14 protein-coding genes are annotated in these 17,281 nt (G+C 61.2%); 13 read left to right on the top strand and 1 reads right to left on the bottom strand.

Annotated features, from left to right (window positions below):
• Positions 1-217 precede the first annotated feature (217 nt).
• From QRN70_RS06365 to prpD, 6 genes are all read left to right on the top strand, one after another.
• Complete coding sequence (locus tag QRN70_RS06365; protein ID WP_285418028.1) at positions 218-937, top strand: GntR family transcriptional regulator; 720 nt, start codon at positions 218-220, stop codon at positions 935-937.
• Positions 934-1,827 (top strand): methylisocitrate lyase, encoded by an 894-nt coding sequence (prpB, locus tag QRN70_RS06360; protein ID WP_285416427.1) that lies wholly within the window; start codon positions 934-936, stop codon positions 1,825-1,827. Before QRN70_RS06365 ends, prpB begins: the two co-directional genes overlap by 4 nt.
• Positions 1,828-1,974: 147 nt before the next feature.
• Complete coding sequence (prpC, locus tag QRN70_RS06355; protein WP_285416426.1) at positions 1,975-3,102, top strand: bifunctional 2-methylcitrate synthase/citrate synthase; 1,128 nt, start codon at positions 1,975-1,977, stop codon at positions 3,100-3,102.
• A 198-nt stretch (positions 3,103-3,300) separates the two neighbouring features.
• Positions 3,301-5,895 (top strand): Fe/S-dependent 2-methylisocitrate dehydratase AcnD, encoded by a 2,595-nt coding sequence (gene acnD, locus QRN70_RS06350; RefSeq protein ID WP_285416425.1) that lies wholly within the window; start codon positions 3,301-3,303, stop codon positions 5,893-5,895.
• A gap of 55 nt (positions 5,896-5,950) precedes the next feature.
• A complete protein-coding gene (prpF, locus tag QRN70_RS06345) occupies positions 5,951-7,141 on the top strand; it encodes a 2-methylaconitate cis-trans isomerase PrpF (RefSeq protein WP_285416424.1) in 1,191 nt (396 codons plus the stop codon).
• Between the two features lie 187 nt (positions 7,142-7,328).
• A complete protein-coding gene (gene prpD, locus QRN70_RS06340; RefSeq protein ID WP_285416423.1) occupies positions 7,329-8,813 on the top strand; it encodes a 2-methylcitrate dehydratase in 1,485 nt (494 codons plus the stop codon).
• A 303-nt stretch (positions 8,814-9,116) separates the two neighbouring features.
• Here the strand turns inward: prpD and ppsR are convergent, their stop codons facing one another.
• The gene (gene ppsR / locus QRN70_RS06335; protein WP_129391417.1) at positions 9,117-9,935 is read right to left on the bottom strand and encodes a posphoenolpyruvate synthetase regulatory kinase/phosphorylase PpsR; all 819 of its coding nucleotides are present in this window, start codon (positions 9,933-9,935) and stop codon (positions 9,117-9,119) included.
• 174 nt (positions 9,936-10,109) lie between these two features.
• Here ppsR and ppsA point away from each other — a divergent pair, with 174 nt between their 5' ends.
• The 7 genes from ppsA (at position 10,110) to sigX (ending at position 17,231) form a co-directional block, all read left to right on the top strand.
• Positions 10,110-12,485 carry a phosphoenolpyruvate synthase gene (gene ppsA / locus QRN70_RS06330; RefSeq protein WP_285416422.1) on the top strand — a complete coding sequence of 792 codons (2,376 nt, stop codon included), beginning with the start codon at positions 10,110-10,112 and terminating at the stop codon, positions 12,483-12,485.
• Between the two features lie 198 nt (positions 12,486-12,683).
• Positions 12,684-13,673 carry an alpha/beta fold hydrolase gene (locus QRN70_RS06325; RefSeq protein WP_285416420.1) on the top strand — a complete coding sequence of 330 codons (990 nt, stop codon included), beginning with the start codon at positions 12,684-12,686 and terminating at the stop codon, positions 13,671-13,673.
• Between the two features lie 226 nt (positions 13,674-13,899).
• Positions 13,900-14,391, top strand: coding sequence for a ribonuclease E activity regulator RraA (rraA, locus tag QRN70_RS06320; RefSeq protein ID WP_285416418.1), 492 nt, complete (start codon positions 13,900-13,902; stop codon positions 14,389-14,391).
• A gap of 24 nt (positions 14,392-14,415) precedes the next feature.
• Positions 14,416-15,411, top strand: coding sequence for a divalent cation transporter CmaX (cmaX, locus tag QRN70_RS06315; protein ID WP_285416416.1), 996 nt, complete (start codon positions 14,416-14,418; stop codon positions 15,409-15,411).
• A gap of 63 nt (positions 15,412-15,474) precedes the next feature.
• Positions 15,475-15,723 (top strand): hypothetical protein, encoded by a 249-nt coding sequence (locus QRN70_RS06310; protein ID WP_007951986.1) that lies wholly within the window; start codon positions 15,475-15,477, stop codon positions 15,721-15,723.
• 2 nt (positions 15,724-15,725) lie between these two features.
• Positions 15,726-16,550 carry a mechanosensitive ion channel family protein gene (locus QRN70_RS06305; RefSeq protein ID WP_008048604.1) on the top strand — a complete coding sequence of 275 codons (825 nt, stop codon included), beginning with the start codon at positions 15,726-15,728 and terminating at the stop codon, positions 16,548-16,550.
• 90 nt (positions 16,551-16,640) lie between these two features.
• Positions 16,641-17,231: an RNA polymerase sigma factor SigX gene (gene sigX, locus QRN70_RS06300; RefSeq protein ID WP_011333251.1), complete on the top strand. Its 591-nt coding sequence runs from the start codon at positions 16,641-16,643 to the stop codon at positions 17,229-17,231.
• Positions 17,232-17,281 lie beyond the last annotated feature (50 nt).

The raw sequence follows: 17,281 nt of genomic DNA, 5'->3' as shown, positions 1-17,281 counted from the left end.
GCGAGCGAGCCTGCTCGCGAAGGCGGTGCGTCATCCAGGCAGACGTTGGCTGACACTGCGCTTTCGCGAACAGGCTCGCTCCCACAGGGATTAACTGATCAGCGGAAGATTGCTTTGGGTTATTAGACGATTGTCGACAATGTCTATTTATCCTTTGACTGATGCGGGCTAATTGGCTAGTTTTTACCGCATTGGATTTCAAGGTGTCGACAATATGCTGGATCAACTCGATCCCCCGGTCATCAGCGGCGACGATTCGGAAACCCTCTCGGAAAACGTCTTCCGGCGCATCCAGGCGGCCATCGTCAAAGGCGAGATTGCCCCGGGCAGCAAGATCTCCGAGCCGGAACTGGCCCGCACCTACGGCATCAGCCGCGGGCCACTGCGCGAGGCCATTCATCGTCTGGAGGGGCAACGCCTGCTGGTGCGCGTGCCGCATGTCGGCGCGCGGGTGGTGTCGCTGAGCCACGCCGAGTTGCTGGAGCTCTACGAAATCCGTGAATCCCTTGAAGGCATGGCGTGCCGACTGGCGGCCGAACGCATGAGCGTCGAAGACATCGACGAACTGCGCCGGGTGCTGGAAACCCACGAGCGCGACGCGGCATTCCAGGCGGGTGTCGGCTACTACCAGCAGGAAGGCGATTTCGACTTCCACTACCGGATCATCCAGGGCAGCGGCAATCGCACCCTGACCCAGATGCTCTGCGGCGAGCTTTATCAACTGGTGCGCATGTACCGCATCCAGTTCTCCACCACGCCCAACCGTCCGCGCCAGGCGTTCGCCGAACATCACCGGATTCTCGATGCCATCGCCGACCGTGACGGCGAACTGGCCGAATTGTTGATGCGCCGCCACATCGGCGCCTCGAAACGCAACATTGCCCGTCATTATCAGGACGGCGCCAACCAGACAGCCACTGAACGAGGTGAGTCATGAGTTCCAACAAGAGCACTGCAGGCCAGCGTTTCCGCGATGCGGTCGCCAGCGAGCACCCATTGCAAGTGGTTGGCGCGATCAACGCCAACCATGCGCTGCTGGCCAAGCGCGCCGGGTTCAAGGCGATCTACCTGTCGGGCGGCGGCGTGGCCGCAGGCTCGCTGGGCGTGCCGGACCTGGGCATCACCGGCCTGGATGACGTACTGACCGACGTACGGCGCATCACCGACGTCTGCGACCTGCCGCTGCTGGTGGACGTGGACACCGGTTTCGGTTCGTCGGCGTTTAACGTCGCGCGCACCGTCAAGTCGATGATCAAGTTCGGCGCCGCCGCGATTCACATCGAAGACCAGGTCGGCGCCAAGCGTTGCGGCCACCGGCCGAACAAAGAAATCGTCAGCCAGCAGGAAATGGTCGACCGCATCAAGGCGGCGGTCGATGCGCGCACCGACGACAGCTTCGTGATCATGGCGCGCACCGACGCGCTGGCGGTAGAAGGTCTGGAATCGGCACTGGATCGCGCCGCCGCGTGCATCGAGGCGGGCGCCGACATGATCTTCCCGGAAGCCATCACCGAACTGGAGATGTACAAACTGTTCGCCAGCCGCGTGAAAGCGCCGATCCTGGCCAACATCACCGAGTTCGGCTCGACGCCGCTGTACACCACCGAGCAACTGGCGGGCGCCGACGTGTCGCTGGTGCTGTACCCGCTGTCGGCGTTCCGTGCGATGAACAAGGCGGCGGAAAACGTCTACACCGCGATCCGCCGCGACGGCACCCAGCAGAATGTCATCGACACCATGCAGACCCGCATGGAGCTTTACGATCGCATTGACTACCACACCTTCGAGCAGAAGCTCGATGCGTTGTTTGCGCAAAAGAAAGGCTGAATCAATCCCTGTGGGAGCGAGCCTGCTCGCGATGGGCGTTAACCATAACGCGGTGTCCCTGATGCGCCGAGGTGTTCCAGCTACCTTCGCGAGCAGGCTCGCTCCCACACGTTTCCCCATACAAATTCAAAAAGATTGGAGAACACAATGGCCGAAGCAAAAGTACTCAGTGGCGCCGGGCTCCGGGGCCAGGTTGCCGGGCAGACCGCATTGTCCACCGTGGGCCAGGCCGGTGCCGGCCTGACCTATCGCGGCTATGACGTGCGCGAACTGGCAGCGGATGCGCAATTCGAAGAGGTGGCGTACCTGTTGCTCTACGGCGAACTGCCGACCCAGGCGCAACTCGACGCCTACCAAAACAAACTGAGCAAGCTGCGCGACCTGCCTGCTGCACTGAAAGAAGTGCTGGAGCGCATTCCCGCCGACGCCCACCCGATGGACGTGATGCGCACCGGTTGCTCGTTCCTCGGCAACCTCGAGCCGGAGAAGGATTTCTCCGAACAGCGCGACAAGACCGATCGCTTACTCGCCGCGTTCCCGGCAATCATGTGCTACTGGTACCGCTTCAGCCACGACGGCAAACGCATCGACTGCGTCAGTGACGAGCCGTCCATCGGCGGGCATTTCCTGCACCTGCTGCATGACAAGAAGCCGAGCGAGCTGCACGTCAAAGTGATGAACGTGTCGCTGATCCTCTACGCCGAGCACGAATTCAACGCCTCGACCTTCACCGCGCGGGTTTGCGCCTCGACCCTGTCCGACCTCTACTCATGCATCACCGCCGCCATCGGTTCGCTGCGTGGCCCGCTGCACGGCGGCGCCAACGAAGCGGCGATGGAAATGATCGAACGCTTCAGCTCGCCGGAAGAGGCGATCAAGGGCACCCTCGGCATGCTCGAGCGCAAGGACAAGATCATGGGCTTTGGCCATGCGATCTACAAGGACAGCGATCCGCGCAACGAGGTGATCAAGGGCTGGTCGAAACAGCTCGCCGACGAAGTCGGTGACAAGGTGTTGTTCGCGGTTTCCGAAGCCATCGACAAGACCATGTGGGAGCAGAAGAAGTTGTTTCCGAACGCGGACTTCTACCATGCCTCGGCATACCACTTCATGGGCATCCCGACCAAGCTGTTCACGCCGATCTTCGTCTGCTCGCGCCTGACCGGCTGGGCCGCGCACGTGTTCGAGCAGCGCGCCAACAACCGCATCATCCGTCCAAGCGCCGAGTACATCGGCGTCGAACAGCGCAAGTTCGTGCCAATCGAACGTCGCTGAATGGTGAGCTGACCGGAACCAGAGAACACCGCCAAACCCTGTGGGACCGAGCCTGCTCGCGAAGACGGACTGACATTCTCCATGGATGTCGACTGATCTACCGCTTTCGCGAGCAGGCTCGCTCCCACAGTTGACGGTGTGTAACTCAGGCTTGTGTCAGCCGCCCTTTGAAACTACCGTGCCCCGAGTCCTGACCCGATGAACACAGAATTCCGCAAGAACCTGCCCGGCAGCTCCCTGGATTATTTCGACGTCCGTGCGGCGGTCGAGGCGATCCAGCCCGGCAGCTACGACACTCTGCCGTACACCTCCCGCGTGCTGGCGGAAAACCTCGTGCGTCGCTGCGACCCGGCCACGCTGACCGATTCGCTGAAACAACTGATCGAGCGCAAACGCGATCTCGACTTCCCGTGGTTCCCGGCGCGCGTGGTCTGCCACGACATCCTCGGCCAGACCGCGCTGGTCGACCTCGCCGGCCTGCGCGATGCGATTGCCCAGCAGGGCGGCGACCCGGCGCAGGTCAACCCGGTGGTGCCGACGCAACTGATCGTCGACCACTCGCTGGCGGTCGAGGCGGGCGGTTTTGACAAGCAGGCGTTCGAGAAGAACCGCGCCATCGAAGATCGGCGCAACGAAGACCGTTTCCACTTCATCAATTGGACCAAGAAGGCCTTCAAGAACGTCGACGTGATTCCGCCGGGCAACGGCATCATGCACCAGATCAACCTGGAGAAAATGTCCCCGGTGATCCAGGTGCGCGACGGCGTGGCATTCCCCGATACCTGCGTCGGCACCGACAGCCACACCCCGCACGTCGATGCGCTCGGCGTGATCGCCATCGGCGTCGGTGGCCTCGAAGCCGAGAGCGTGATGCTCGGCCGCGCCTCGTGGATGCGCCTGCCGGAAAGCGTCGGCGTCGAGCTGACCGGCAAGCTGCAACCGGGCATCACCGCCACCGACATGGTGCTGGCACTGACCGAATACCTGCGCAAACAGAAAGTCGTCGGCGCCTGGCTGGAGTTCTTCGGCGAGGGCGCGTCGGCGCTGACCCTCGGCGACCGCGCAACCATCTCCAACATGGCCCCGGAATACGGCGCTACGGCTGCGATGTTCTACATCGACCAGCAGACCATCGACTACCTGAAACTCACCGGTCGCGAAGACCAGCAAGTGCAGCTTGTCGAGCAGTACGCCAAGCTCAACGGCCTCTGGGCCGACAGCCTGAAAGGCGCGCAATACGAGCGCGGGCTGACCTTCGACCTGTCGTCGGTGGTGCGCAACATGGCCGGCCCGAGCAACCCGCACGCCCGCGTGGCGGTGTCGGACCTGGCGGCCAAAGGCATCTCCGGGCAGTGGGATGACGTGCCGGGGCAAATGCCCGACGGCGCCGTGATCATCGCCGCCATCACCAGCTGCACCAACACCAGCAACCCGCGCAACGTGATCGCCGCCGGCCTGCTGGCGCGCAATGCCAACAGGCTCGGACTGACGCGCAAGCCGTGGGTCAAGTCCTCGCTGGCGCCCGGTTCGAAAACCGTGGCGCTGTACCTCGATGAAGCGGGGCTGACCCCGGAGCTGGAGCAACTCGGTTTCGGCGTCGTCGCGTTTGCCTGCACCACCTGCAACGGCATGTCCGGCGCACTCGATCCGCTGATCCAGCAAGAGATCATCGACCGCGATCTGTATGCGACTGCCGTGCTGTCCGGCAACCGCAACTTCGACGGCCGGATTCACCCGTACGCCAAACAGGCGTTTCTCGCCTCGCCGCCGCTGGTCGTCGCCTACGCCATCGCCGGTACCATCCGTTTCGACATCGAGAAGGATGTGCTGGGCGTGGTCGACGGCCAGGAAATCCGCCTCAAGGACATCTGGCCGAGCGACGAAGAAATCGATGCCGTGGTGAAGTCCTCGGTCAAGCCGGAGCAGTTCCGTCAGGTCTACATCCCGATGTTCGCCATCCACGAAGACACCGGGCCGAAGGTCGCGCCGCTGTACGACTGGCGCGAAATGAGCACCTACATCCGCCGTCCGCCGTACTGGGAAGGTGCGCTGGCCGGCGCCCGGCCGCTGAAAGGCATGCGCCCGCTGGCCGTGCTGCCGGACAACATCACCACCGATCACCTGTCGCCGTCCAACGCGATCATGCTCGACAGTGCCGCCGGTGAGTACCTGGCGAAAATGGGCCTGCCGGAGGAGGACTTCAACTCCTACGCCACGCACCGTGGCGACCACCTGACTGCGCAACGCGCGACGTTCGCCAACCCGAAACTGTTCAACGAAATGGTTCAGGAAAACGGCAAGGTCAAGCAGGGTTCGCTGGCCCGCGTCGAGCCGGAAGGCAAAGTGATGCGCATGTGGGAAGCCATCGAAACCTACATGGAGCGCAAGCAGCCGCTGATCATCATCGCCGGTGCCGACTACGGTCAGGGTTCGTCCCGCGACTGGGCGGCCAAGGGCGTGCGTCTGGCAGGTGTCGAAGCGATTGTCGCCGAAGGTTTCGAGCGCATTCACCGCACCAACCTGGTGGGCATGGGCGTGTTGCCGCTGGAGTTCAAGCCGGGCACCGACCGTCACACACTGGCCATCGACGGCAGCGAAACCTACGACGTGATCGGTGCGCGTACGCCGCGCGCCGACCTGACCCTGGTGATCCACCGCAAGAATGGCGAGCGTGTTGAAGTGCCGGTGACCTGCCGTCTGGACACCGCTGAAGAGGTGTCGATCTACGAGGCCGGCGGTGTGTTGCAGCGCTTCGCCCAGGACTTCCTCGAAGAGTCGGCGGTCGCCGTTTAAATCACCCTTTGCCAATGCGGGTCGTTCGACCCGCATTGGCTGATTAAGGAGCACCATGGCTCACGCACCACAAATCAGAATCCCCGCCACCTACATGCGTGGCGGCACCAGCAAAGGCGTGTTTTTCAGCTTGCAGGATCTGCCCGAAACGGCCCAGGTACCGGGCCCGGCCCGCGATGCCTTGCTGCTGCGGGTGATCGGCAGCCCCGACCCATACGACAAACAGATCGACGGCATGGGCGGCGCGACTTCCAGCACCAGCAAAACCGTGATCCTGTCGAAAAGCATCAAGGCCGATCACGACGTCGATTACCTGTTCGGTCAGGTGTCCATCGACAAGCCGTTCGTCGACTGGAGCGGCAACTGCGGCAACCTCTCGGCGGCGGTCGGCTCGTTTGCCATCAGCAATGGCCTGGTCGACGCCAGCCGCATTCCGCACAACGGTGTCGCGGTGGTGCGCGTGTGGCAGGCCAACATCGGTAAAACGATTATTGCCCACGTGCCGATCACCAACGGCGCAGTGCAGGAAACCGGCGACTTCGAACTCGATGGCGTGACCTTTCCGGCGGCCGAAGTGCAAGTCGAGTTCATGGATCCGGCCGCGGAAGAAGAGGGCGGCGGCGGTTCGATGTTCCCTACCGGCAATCTGATCGATGAGCTGGAAGTGCCGGGCGTCGGCACGTTCAAGGCGACGATGATCAATGCCGGGATTCCGACGATTTTCGTCAACGCCGCCGACATCGGCTACACCGGCACCGAGCTGCAAGGCGCGATCAACAGCGACCCGCAAGCCTTGCAGATGTTCGAAACCATCCGTGCCTACGGCGCGTTGCGCATGGGCCTGATCAGTCATCTGGAGGAAGCGGCCAAACGCCAACACACGCCGAAAGTCGCGTTCGTGGCCCGGCCCGCCGATTACGTGGCGTCCAGCGGCAAGGCGATTGCCGCCGGCGATGTGGACTTGCTGGTGCGTGCGCTGTCGATGGGCAAACTGCACCACGCGATGATGGGCACGGCAGCCGTGGCAATCGGCACGGCGGCGGCGATTTCCGGAACGCTGGTGAATCTGGCGGCGGGCGGTGTCGAGCGCAATGCCGTGCGCTTCGGCCATCCCTCCGGGACCCTGCGCGTCGGTGCCGAGGCGAGCCTGGAAAACGGTGAGTGGGTGGTGAAGAAAGCCATCATGAGCCGCAGTGCGCGGGTGTTGATGGAAGGGTTCGTCCGCGTGCCGGGCGACTCTTTCTGATCCCGACACCGAGCGCACGTGGGAGCGAGCCTGCTCGCGATGACGGACTGACATTCAGGATTGAGGTCGGCTGATAAACCGCAATCGCGAGCAGGCTCGCTCCCACAGTTGTCTGCATTTCAATAAGAACAAAATCAGCCCTGAACCGAGGTCCCATCAACGAACCACTTTGAAGAGTGAATCGAACATGAGCGCCAACGTCGACTTGAACAACCGCCCCGACTACGACGCTGTCCTGCAGGACATCGCCGATTACGTCCTCACCTACAAAATCGAATCCGCCGAAGCCCTCGACACTGCCCGCAACTGCCTGATGGACACCCTGGGTTGCGGCCTGCTGGCCTTGCGTTTCCCCGAATGCACCAAGCATCTCGGCCCAATCGTCGAAGGCACCGTCGTCCCATTCGGCGCCCGAGTCCCTGGCACCTCCTATCGTCTCGATCCGGTAAAAGCCGCGTGGGACATCGGTTGCATCGTGCGCTGGCTCGACTACAACGACACCTGGCTCGCCGCCGAATGGGGGCATCCCTCGGACAATCTCGGCGCGATTCTCGCGGTGGCCGATCACCTCTCGCAAAAACGTCTGGCGAACGGCGAAGCGCCGCTGACCGTTCGTGACGTGCTGGAAGCGATGATCATGGCCCATGAGATACAGGGCGTGTTTGCCCTGGAAAACTCCTTCAATCGCGTAGGACTCGACCATGTGGTCCTGGTCAAAGTCGCCTCGACCGCCGTCACCGCCAAGCTCATGGGCGCCAATCGCGAGCAGCTGCTGTCGGCGTTGTCCCATGCGTTCGCTGACGGGCAAGCGCTGCGCACCTATCGCCACGCACCGAATGCCGGCTCGCGCAAATCCTGGGCGGCGGGGGATGCGTCCAGTCGTGGCGTGCGGCTGGCCGACATCGCGATGCGCGGCGAGATGGGCATCCCCGGCGTCTTGAGTGCCAAACAATGGGGCTTTTACGACGTTCTGTTCAGCCACACCAACAACGATCTGGCGCTCAAGCCCGAAGACAAACGCGCCTTCATCTTCTCGCGGCCGTTCGGCAGTTACGTCATGGAAAACGTGCTCTTCAAGATCAGCTTCCCCGCCGAATTCCATGCGCAAACGGCCTGTGAAGCGGCCGTGACCTTGCACCCGCAGGTGCGCAATCGCCTGCACGAAATCGACCGGATCGTCATCACCACCCACGAATCGGCGATCCGCATCATTTCCAAGGTCGGGCCGCTGGCCAATGCCGCCGACCGCGATCACTGCATCCAGTACATGACGGCGGTGCCGCTAGCCTTCGGCAATCTGGTGGCCGAGCATTACGAGGACGATTTCCACAAGGCCCACCCGATCATCGATGTGCTGCGCGAGAAAATGCTCATCGTCGAAGAACCGCGATTCACCCGCGAATACCTGGAGCCGGACAAACGCTCGATCGCCAACGCGGTGCAGGTGTTCTTCAAGGACGGTTCAAGCACGGAAAACGTGGTGGTGGAGTACCCGATCGGCCATCGTCGGCGCCGAGTCGAAGGCATTCCATTGCTGGAGGACAAGTTCAAGGCGAATCTGCTGACACGATTCACCGGGCAGCGCAGCGGCGAGATCTTCGCGTTGTGCGAGGATCAGGCGCAGCTTGAAGCGACCCCCGTGAATCGTTTCGTCGACCTGTTTGTGATCTGACCACGCGAGCATTGAAGACCAATTGCGGGCGTGAGCCTGCTCGCGCCCGCGGTGTGTCAGGCCACATCAATGCTGGATGTGCCATCGCCTTCGCGGGCAAGCCCACGCCCACAAGGTTTTGAGCCCAGCACAGCCTGCGTGAACACTCTGAAACGCTGTGGGAGCGGGCTTGCCTGCGAAAGTGCCAAAGCGCGGGCAAGCCACGCTCCCACAGGGTTTTGTTTTGAATGCAAAATCTGCGTACACCACAAGCCCTGTGGGAGCTGGCTTGCCAGCGATGGCGGCTGCAAGGACGCTACAAATCTATTTGAAGCGCCGCTCCACGCCTTTTTCCACGAGGATCTTCGCGGAAATCTCTTCCACGGAAAAATGCGTGGAGTTGATGTGCGGGATGTTCTCGCGGCGGAACAGGTTTTCCACCTCGCGCACTTCGAATTCGCACTGGGCGTAGCTCGAGTAGCGGCTGTTGGGCTTGCGCTCGTTGCGAATCGCGGTGAGGCGGTCGGGGTCGATGGTCAGGCCGAACAGCTTGTGCTGGTGCGCGCGCAGGGCGGCCGGCAGGGTCAGGCGCTCCATGTCGTCTTCGGTGAGCGGATAGTTGGCCGCGCGGATGCCGAACTGCATCGCCATGTACAGACACGTCGGCGTCTTACCACAACGCGACACGCCCACTAGTATCAGGTCCGCCTTGTCGTAATAGTGGGTGCGCGCGCCGTCGTCGTTGTCGAGCGCGAAGTTCACCGCCTCGATGCGCTCCATGTAATTGGAGTTGTGGCCGATCGAGTGGGATTTGCCCACGGTGTAGGACGAATGCTCGGTCAGTTCCTGCTCGAGCGGGGCGAGGAAGGTCGAGAAAATGTCGATCATGAAACCATTGGACGTCGCGAGAATCTCACGAATGTCCTGATTGACGATGGTGTCGAAGATGATCGGCCGGAAGCCGTCGGTTTCGGCGGCCTTATTGATTTGCTGTACCATGGCCCGGGCTTTTTCCACGCTGTCGATGTACGGTCGCGTGAATTTGCTGAAGGTAATGTTTTCGAACTGCGCCAGGAGGCTTTGACCCAGGGTTTCGGCGGTGATGCCGGTGCCATCGGAGATAAAGAAAGCAGATCGTTTCATTTGCACCTTGGGCCTTAAGCTAGTCATCAATCTTGGATATGATAGGCGCGATTTGCCGGCCGCCAATGGCCCGCATTCTCACTTATTTTCCAGGTCCAGGCCATACAACCGGCCAATGCTCTCCCGAGCCGCCGGTTTCTGAGCTTTTCCAACACAGTTAGTGGAGAGATCACCTTGGTAGAGTACGTAGTTTCCCTCGATAAGCTCGGCAAACACGATGTTGAGCATGTGGGGGGCAAGAACGCATCCCTGGGCGAGATGATCAGCAACCTGGCAGGCGCCGGTGTGTCGGTCCCTGGCGGCTTCGCCACCACCGCCCAGGCCTATCGCGACTTCCTCGAACTGAGCGGCCTGAATGATCAGATCCACAAGGCCCTCGACGCGCTCGACGTCGATGACGTCAACGCGCTGGCCAAGACCGGCGCACAGATTCGGCAATGGATCATGGAAGCCGAATTCCCGGAAAAACTGAACACCGAGATCCGCACCGCGTTCGCCGCGCTGTCGGCCGGTAACCCTGACGTGGCCGTGGCCGTGCGTTCCTCCGCCACCGCCGAAGACTTGCCGGACGCTTCGTTCGCCGGCCAGCAGGAAACCTTCCTGAACATCCGTGGCGTGGAAAACGTCATTCGCGCCGCCAAAGAGGTGTTCGCTTCGCTGTTCAACGACCGGGCGATTTCCTACCGCGTGCACCAGGGCTTCGACCACAAACTGGTCGCCCTGTCCGCTGGCGTGCAGCGCATGGTGCGCTCGGAAACCGGCACCGCCGGCGTGATGTTCACCCTCGATACCGAATCCGGCTTCCGTGACGTGGTGTTCATCACCGGCGCCTACGGCCTGGGCGAAACCGTTGTCCAGGGCGCGGTCAACCCTGACGAATTCTATGTGCACAAGGGCACCCTGGAAGCCGGTCGTCCGGCGATCCTGCGCCGCAACCTGGGCAGCAAAGCGATCAAGATGATCTACGGCGACGAAGCCAAGGCCGGTCGTTCGGTGAAGACCGTCGACGTCGACAAGGCCGAGCGCGCGCGTTTCTGCCTGACCGATGCCGAAGTCAGCGAGCTGGCCAAGCAGGCGATGATCATCGAGAAGCACTACGGCTGCCCGATGGACATCGAATGGGCGAAGGACGGTGACGACGGCAAGCTGTACATCGTGCAGGCCCGTCCGGAAACCGTGAAGAGCCGCACCCAGGCCAACGTCATGGAACGTTACCTGCTGAAAGAGACCGGCACCGTGCTGGTCGAAGGTCGCGCCATTGGCCAGCGCATCGGCGCCGGCAAGGTACGGATCATCAAGGACGTGTCCGAGATGGACAAGGTCCAGCCGGGCGACGTGCTGGTTTCCGACATGACCGACCCGGACTGGGAACCGGTCATGAAGCGCGCCAGCGCCATCGTCACCAACCGTGGCGGCCGTACCTGCCACGCGGCGATCATCGCCCGTGAGCTGGGCATTCCTGCGGTCGTCGGTTGCGGCAACGCCACCCAACTGCTGAAAGATGGCCAGGGCGTGACCGTGTCCTGCGCCGAAGGCGACACCGGATACATCTTCGAAGGCGAACTGGGCTTCGACATCAAGAAGAACTCCGTCGACGCCATGCCGGAGCTCCCGTTCAAGATCATGATGAACGTCGGCAACCCGGACCGCGCCTTCGACTTCGCGCAGTTGCCGAACGCCGGTGTCGGCCTGGCCCGTCTGGAGTTCATCATCAACCGCATGATCGGCGTCCACCCGAAAGCGCTGTTGAACTACGACGGCCTGCCGCAGGACATCAAGGAAAGCGTCGACAAGCGCATCGCCGGTTACGACGATCCGGTCGGTTTCTACGTCGAGAAGCTGGTCGAGGGCATCAGCACCCTGGCCGCCGCCTTCGCGCCGAAGAAAGTCATCGTGCGCCTGTCGGACTTCAAGTCCAACGAATACGCCAACCTGATCGGCGGCAAGCTGTACGAGCCGGAAGAAGAAAACCCGATGCTCGGTTTCCGTGGCGCCTCGCGTTACATCAGCGAATCGTTCCGTGACTGCTTCGAACTCGAGTGCCGTGCGCTGAAACGCGTGCGCAACGAGATGGGCCTGACCAACGTCGAAATCATGGTGCCGTTCGTGCGTACCCTCGGCGAAGCCAGCCAGGTGGTCGACCTGCTTGCCGAGAACGGCCTGGCCCGTGGCGACAACGGTCTGCGCGTGATCATGATGTGCGAACTGCCGTCCAACGCGATCCTGGCCGAAGAATTCCTCGAATTCTTCGACGGTTTCTCCATCGGTTCCAACGACCTGACCCAGCTGACCCTGGGCCTGGATCGCGACTCGGGGATCATCGCGCACCTGTTCGACGAGCGTAATCCGGCGGTGAAGAAACTGCTGGCCAACGCCATTGCCGCGTGCAACAAGGCCGGCAAGTACATCGGCATCTGCGGTCAGGGCCCTTCGGACCACCCTGACCTGGCCAAATGGCTGATGGAACAGGGCATCGAAAGCGTGTCGCTGAACCCGGATACCGTGCTGGAAACCTGGTTCTTCCTCGCCGAAGGCCAGGCCCAGGCTTGATACATATGTGAACGGCCCGTTCCCCTTGTGGGAGCGAGCCTGCTCCGGGCGGCGTTCCGAAGAAGGCAAAGTAACATTCAACAGTGATGTTGGCTGACACTCCGCTTTCGCGAGCAGGCTCACTCCCACAGGAGGCGGGTTTGAGATTTGAGTAGGGCGGGCTCCTGTAGATGCCGCCCTTTTTTGTGCAAGAGCATTATGCAAAGCAGCAGCAACCTATTTCCTGTCGCCCTGATCAGCGCCGAACGGCGCGGCGATCTGAGCGAAGACGTTTATCGTTTGAAACCGGGCAACAGCCCGGACTGGTCCGTGGAGATTGCGGTCACCCGCCTGGGCATGGCCGATGAACCTGCGGTGCGCGGCGTGCCGGTGATTCTGCTGCACGGCAGCTTTTCCAACCGACGCTTCTGGTTTTCGCCCAAGGGCCTGGGGCTAGGCGCTTACCTGACGCGCCTGGGTTACGACGTGTGGATCCCGGAGATGCGCGGCCACGGCCTGTCGCAGCGCAACGAGGACTACCGGCGCAACCGCGTCGCCGACTACGCACGCTACGATCTGCCGGCGATTGCCGCGTTCGTTCGCGAACAAAGTGGCCAGGTGCCGCACTGGATCGGCCATTCGCTGGGTGGCATCACCCTGGCGGCGGCGCTGGGCGGCGAATACCTCGGCGAACCGGCGGTGGCCTCGGCGGCGTTTTTCGGCACCCAGGTCAGCCGCACCTACTGGCCGTTGAAGATTCCGCCGGTGGAGTGGAGCGGGCGCTTCATTCTCAAGCGTTTCGCCCAGTTGTCCGGCTCGCGCCTCAAGCGCGGCCCGGAGGACGAGCCGATCGGTCTGGCCCTGGAAAGCATGCGCTGGTATGGCCTGTTCGGCCGTTTCGGCGACAAGGACAAGGATTGGTGGGCCGGGCTGGCCGACGTCCAGGTGCCGGTGCTGACCGTGACGGCGGCCGGCGATCATCAGGATCCGGCCTGGGCCTGTCGCAAACTGTTCGAGCAGATCGGTTCCGAGCACAAGCAGTTCATCAATCTGGGACGCGAACAGGGTTTCAAGGATAATTTCGGCCACGTCGAAATGCTGGTGAGCAAGGCAGCGCAGGCAGAGGTCTGGCCATTGGTGGCACGCTGGCTGGCGGATCAGCACACACCGTTACTGGACCAGAAGAGCGATCTGGCAGCGGCGGGGTAAGCGCGGAGCGCGGAAAAGGGCGTTTCGTTCGAGGCGGCTTGCGGCTAAGATATGACGCATTGTGCTGTTCCGGTCATATTTGGTGGCTATTTAGCTATTACGTTTCAGCGTTTGTTCAGGTTCGCTCAGCGACCATGGCATGAACTAAGGTAAACAGCGACCGCCGGGACTCGTTTCACAAGAGTGCGACATCCTTGATCGTCTTCCTTGTTACAGGAGTTTTTCGATGAACCATTACCTCACGCCTGACCTGTGCGACGCCTATCCGGAGCTGGTACAGGTGCTGGAACCGATGTTCAGCAATTTCGGCGGCCGTGATTCCTTCGGCGGCGAAATCGTGACCGTCAAATGCTTCGAAGACAACTCGCTGGTCAAGGAACAGGCCGAGCTCAAGGGCAACGGCAAGGTGCTGGTGGTCGATGGCGGCGGTTCCCTGCGCCGTGCGCTGCTGGGCGACATGATCGCTGAGAAAGCGGCGAAAAACGGTTGGGAAGGCATGGTGATCTACGGTTGCATCCGCGACGTCGACGTCATTGCCCAGACCGACCTCGGCGTGCAGGCCCTTGCCAGCCACCCGATGAAGACCGAAAAACGCGGTATCGGCGACCTCAACGTAGCGGTGACTTTCGCCGGCGTGACGTTCCATCCGGGCCACTACATCTATGCGGACAACAACGGCGTGATCGTTTCGCCGAGCCCGCTGCAGATGCCTGAATAAATCGCGGTACGCACAGGGGTGAGGATGTTCGAGGAAGAAAACGCGCAGTGGGGGCTGGTGCATGCCCTGGTGCTGGACGGTAAAGGCGGTGCGCGTTCGATAGCCCGGACTGAACTCGACGACTTGCAGCTGCAGGCCCATGAAAGCCTGTGGCTGCACTGGGATCGCAGTCATCCGCAGACCCAGACCTGGTTGCGCAAGTCCAGTGGCCTTAACGAGTTCACCTGCGACCTGTTGCTCGAAGAGAACACCCGGCCGCGCCTGCTGCCACTGGCCGATAGCGAACTGCTGCTGTTTCTGCGCGGGGTCAATCTCAATCCGGGCGCCGAGCCGGAAGACATGGTCTCGGTGAGGATCTTCGCCTCTGCGCAACGGGTCATTTCCCTGCGCCTGCGACCATTGCGCGCCACCGACGAGTTGCTCGCGTTGCTGGGAGAGGGCAAAGGGCCGAAAACCGCTTCCGAACTGATCCTGTATCTGGCGCAGTTTCTCACCAACAAGGTGCAGGACCTGGTCACCTGCCTGTCGGAACTGGTCGATGAAGAGGAAGAAAAACTGGATGCCGACGAACGGTATACCCCCGAGCACGGCTCCATTTTGCACATTCGCCGGCGTGCGGCCGGACTCAAGCGTTTCCTTGCGCCGCAGCGGGACATTTTCGGCCAGCTGACGCGGATAAAACTGCCGTGGTTCGTCGATGACGACGCTGACTACTGGAATGAATTGAACAACAGCCTGACCCGCTATCTCGAAGAGCTGGAATTGACTCGAGAGCGCATGGGGCTTGTGCTGGAGGCGGAAGACCGGCGTTTGAGCGTGCGTATGAATCGCACCATGTATCGCTTCGGGATCATTACCGGGATCTTTCTGCCGATGAGTTTTCTCACCGGCCTGCTGGGGATCAACGTCGGTGGCATTCCACTTTCCGGGAGCCCCTACGGCTTCCTGGTGGCGTGCCTGTTGATGGTCACGGTGGCGCTCGGACAATGGTGGTTGTTCCGCCGTTTGCGCTGGGTATGACGATGCAGCATGTGACCCGACCAGATTTGCCCGCGTCTTTCACAGACATCACGAGAGGTGCGTATGCACGATCCGTTTGAACAGTCTCTGCGCGACATGCTCAACGCTTCGCCGTCCAGCCGCGACGACGATGCCTGCCTGGGTCGCGTACTCAAAACCGCCAACCGCCAGGTGGGCGCCGGTGATCTTTTCAGCCTGCTGGGCCGCTGGCTGCCCGCGCTGATGATCGCCCTGAACAACGGCTCGGCCCATGTCGCGCCGGTTTCCCGTCTTCGTAAACCTACTGCTCGCACTGCTGATAAGGCTGATTGAACATGGAATTAGATCTCTGGACTCAGAGCCTCGTCACTGCAATGACTGCGTTGTGGACCAAAGTCGCCAACTTCATTCCGAATCTGTTCGGCGCACTGGTCGTGCTGCTGCTGGGTTTCGTCGTGGCCAAGCTGCTGGACACCTTGCTGTCCAAGTTGCTCGCCAAGCTCGGCCTCGATCGCCTGATGGGCGGCACCGGGCTGACCAAACTGCTGTCGCGCGCCGGCCTGCAAGTACCGATTTCGACGTTGATCGGCAAAATTGTCTATTGGTTCGTTCTGCTGATTTTTCTGGTTTCTGCAGCAGAATCCCTTGGACTCGAGCGAGTTTCAGCTACGCTGGACATGCTGGCGCTGTATCTGCCGAAAGTCTTCGGCGCCGCGCTGGTGTTGCTGGTGGGTGTGCTGCTGGCGCAACTGGCCAACGGCCTGGTACGCGGGGCGGCAGAAGGCGTAGGTCTGGACTACGCTTCGGGGTTGGGGCGTATTGCCCAGGGGCTGGTGATCATCATCAGCATCTCGGTTGCGATCAGTCAGCTCGAAGTCAAGACCGACCTGCTGAACCATGTGATTGTCATCGTATTGATTACCGTTGGTCTGGCGGTTGCGCTGGCCATGGGGTTGGGAAGCCGGGAAATTGCCGGTCAGATTCTTGCGGGAATCTATGTGCGTGAGTTGTATCAGGTTGGGCAACAAGTGCGTGTTGGCGAGGTCGAAGGCCAGATCGAGGAGATCGGCACGGTTAAAACCACATTGCTGACCGATGAGGGTGAGCTAGTCTCACTCTCCAATCGGATCCTGCTGGAGCAGCATGTGAGTAGCCGCTAACCCGGCAAACCCTGCTAATGTATGCCGCCGCAAAATGCCAGCTGACGCTGGCTGCGGTGGACATTGACCTGACTGTCGGCACGACTTGTTTTGAATAAAGCCCAAACGCTATCCACGCGCTACGACCCCCGCGAGCTCTCTGATGAGGAGTTGGTCGCGCGCTCGCATACCGAGCTGTTTCACGTGACGCGCGCGTACGAAGAACTGATGCGGCGTTACCAGCGAACATTATTTAACGTCTGTGCACGATATCTTGGGAACGATCGCGACGCGGACGATGTCTGTCAGGAAGTGATGTTGAAGGTGCTGTACGGCCTGAAGAACTTCGAGGGGAAATCGAAGTTCAAGACATGGCTCTATAGCATCACTTACAACGAATGCATCACGCAGTATCGGAAGGAACGGCGAAAGCGTCGCTTGATGGACGCTTTGAGTCTTGACCCCCTCGAGGAGGCGTCCGAAGAAAAGGCGCCGAAACCGGAGGAAAAGGGCGGACTCGATCGCTGGCTGGTGTATGTGAACCCGATCGACCGGGAAATTCTGGTGCTACGATTTGTCGCAGAGCTGGAGTTTCAGGAGATCGCAGACATCATGCACATGGGTTTGAGTGCGACAAAAATGCGTTACAAACGTGCTCTAGATAAATTGCGTGAGAAATTTGCAGGCATTGCTGAAACTTAGTTCGGCGCAAATATCTCTTACGTGTAGGCAAGTTCTGATAGACTTGCCGC

Source organism: Pseudomonas sp. efr-133-TYG-5 (assembly GCF_030209175.1).
Classification (GTDB): domain Bacteria; phylum Pseudomonadota; class Gammaproteobacteria; order Pseudomonadales; family Pseudomonadaceae; genus Aquipseudomonas.
This window is presented reverse-complemented; position numbering and strand designations above follow the sequence as displayed.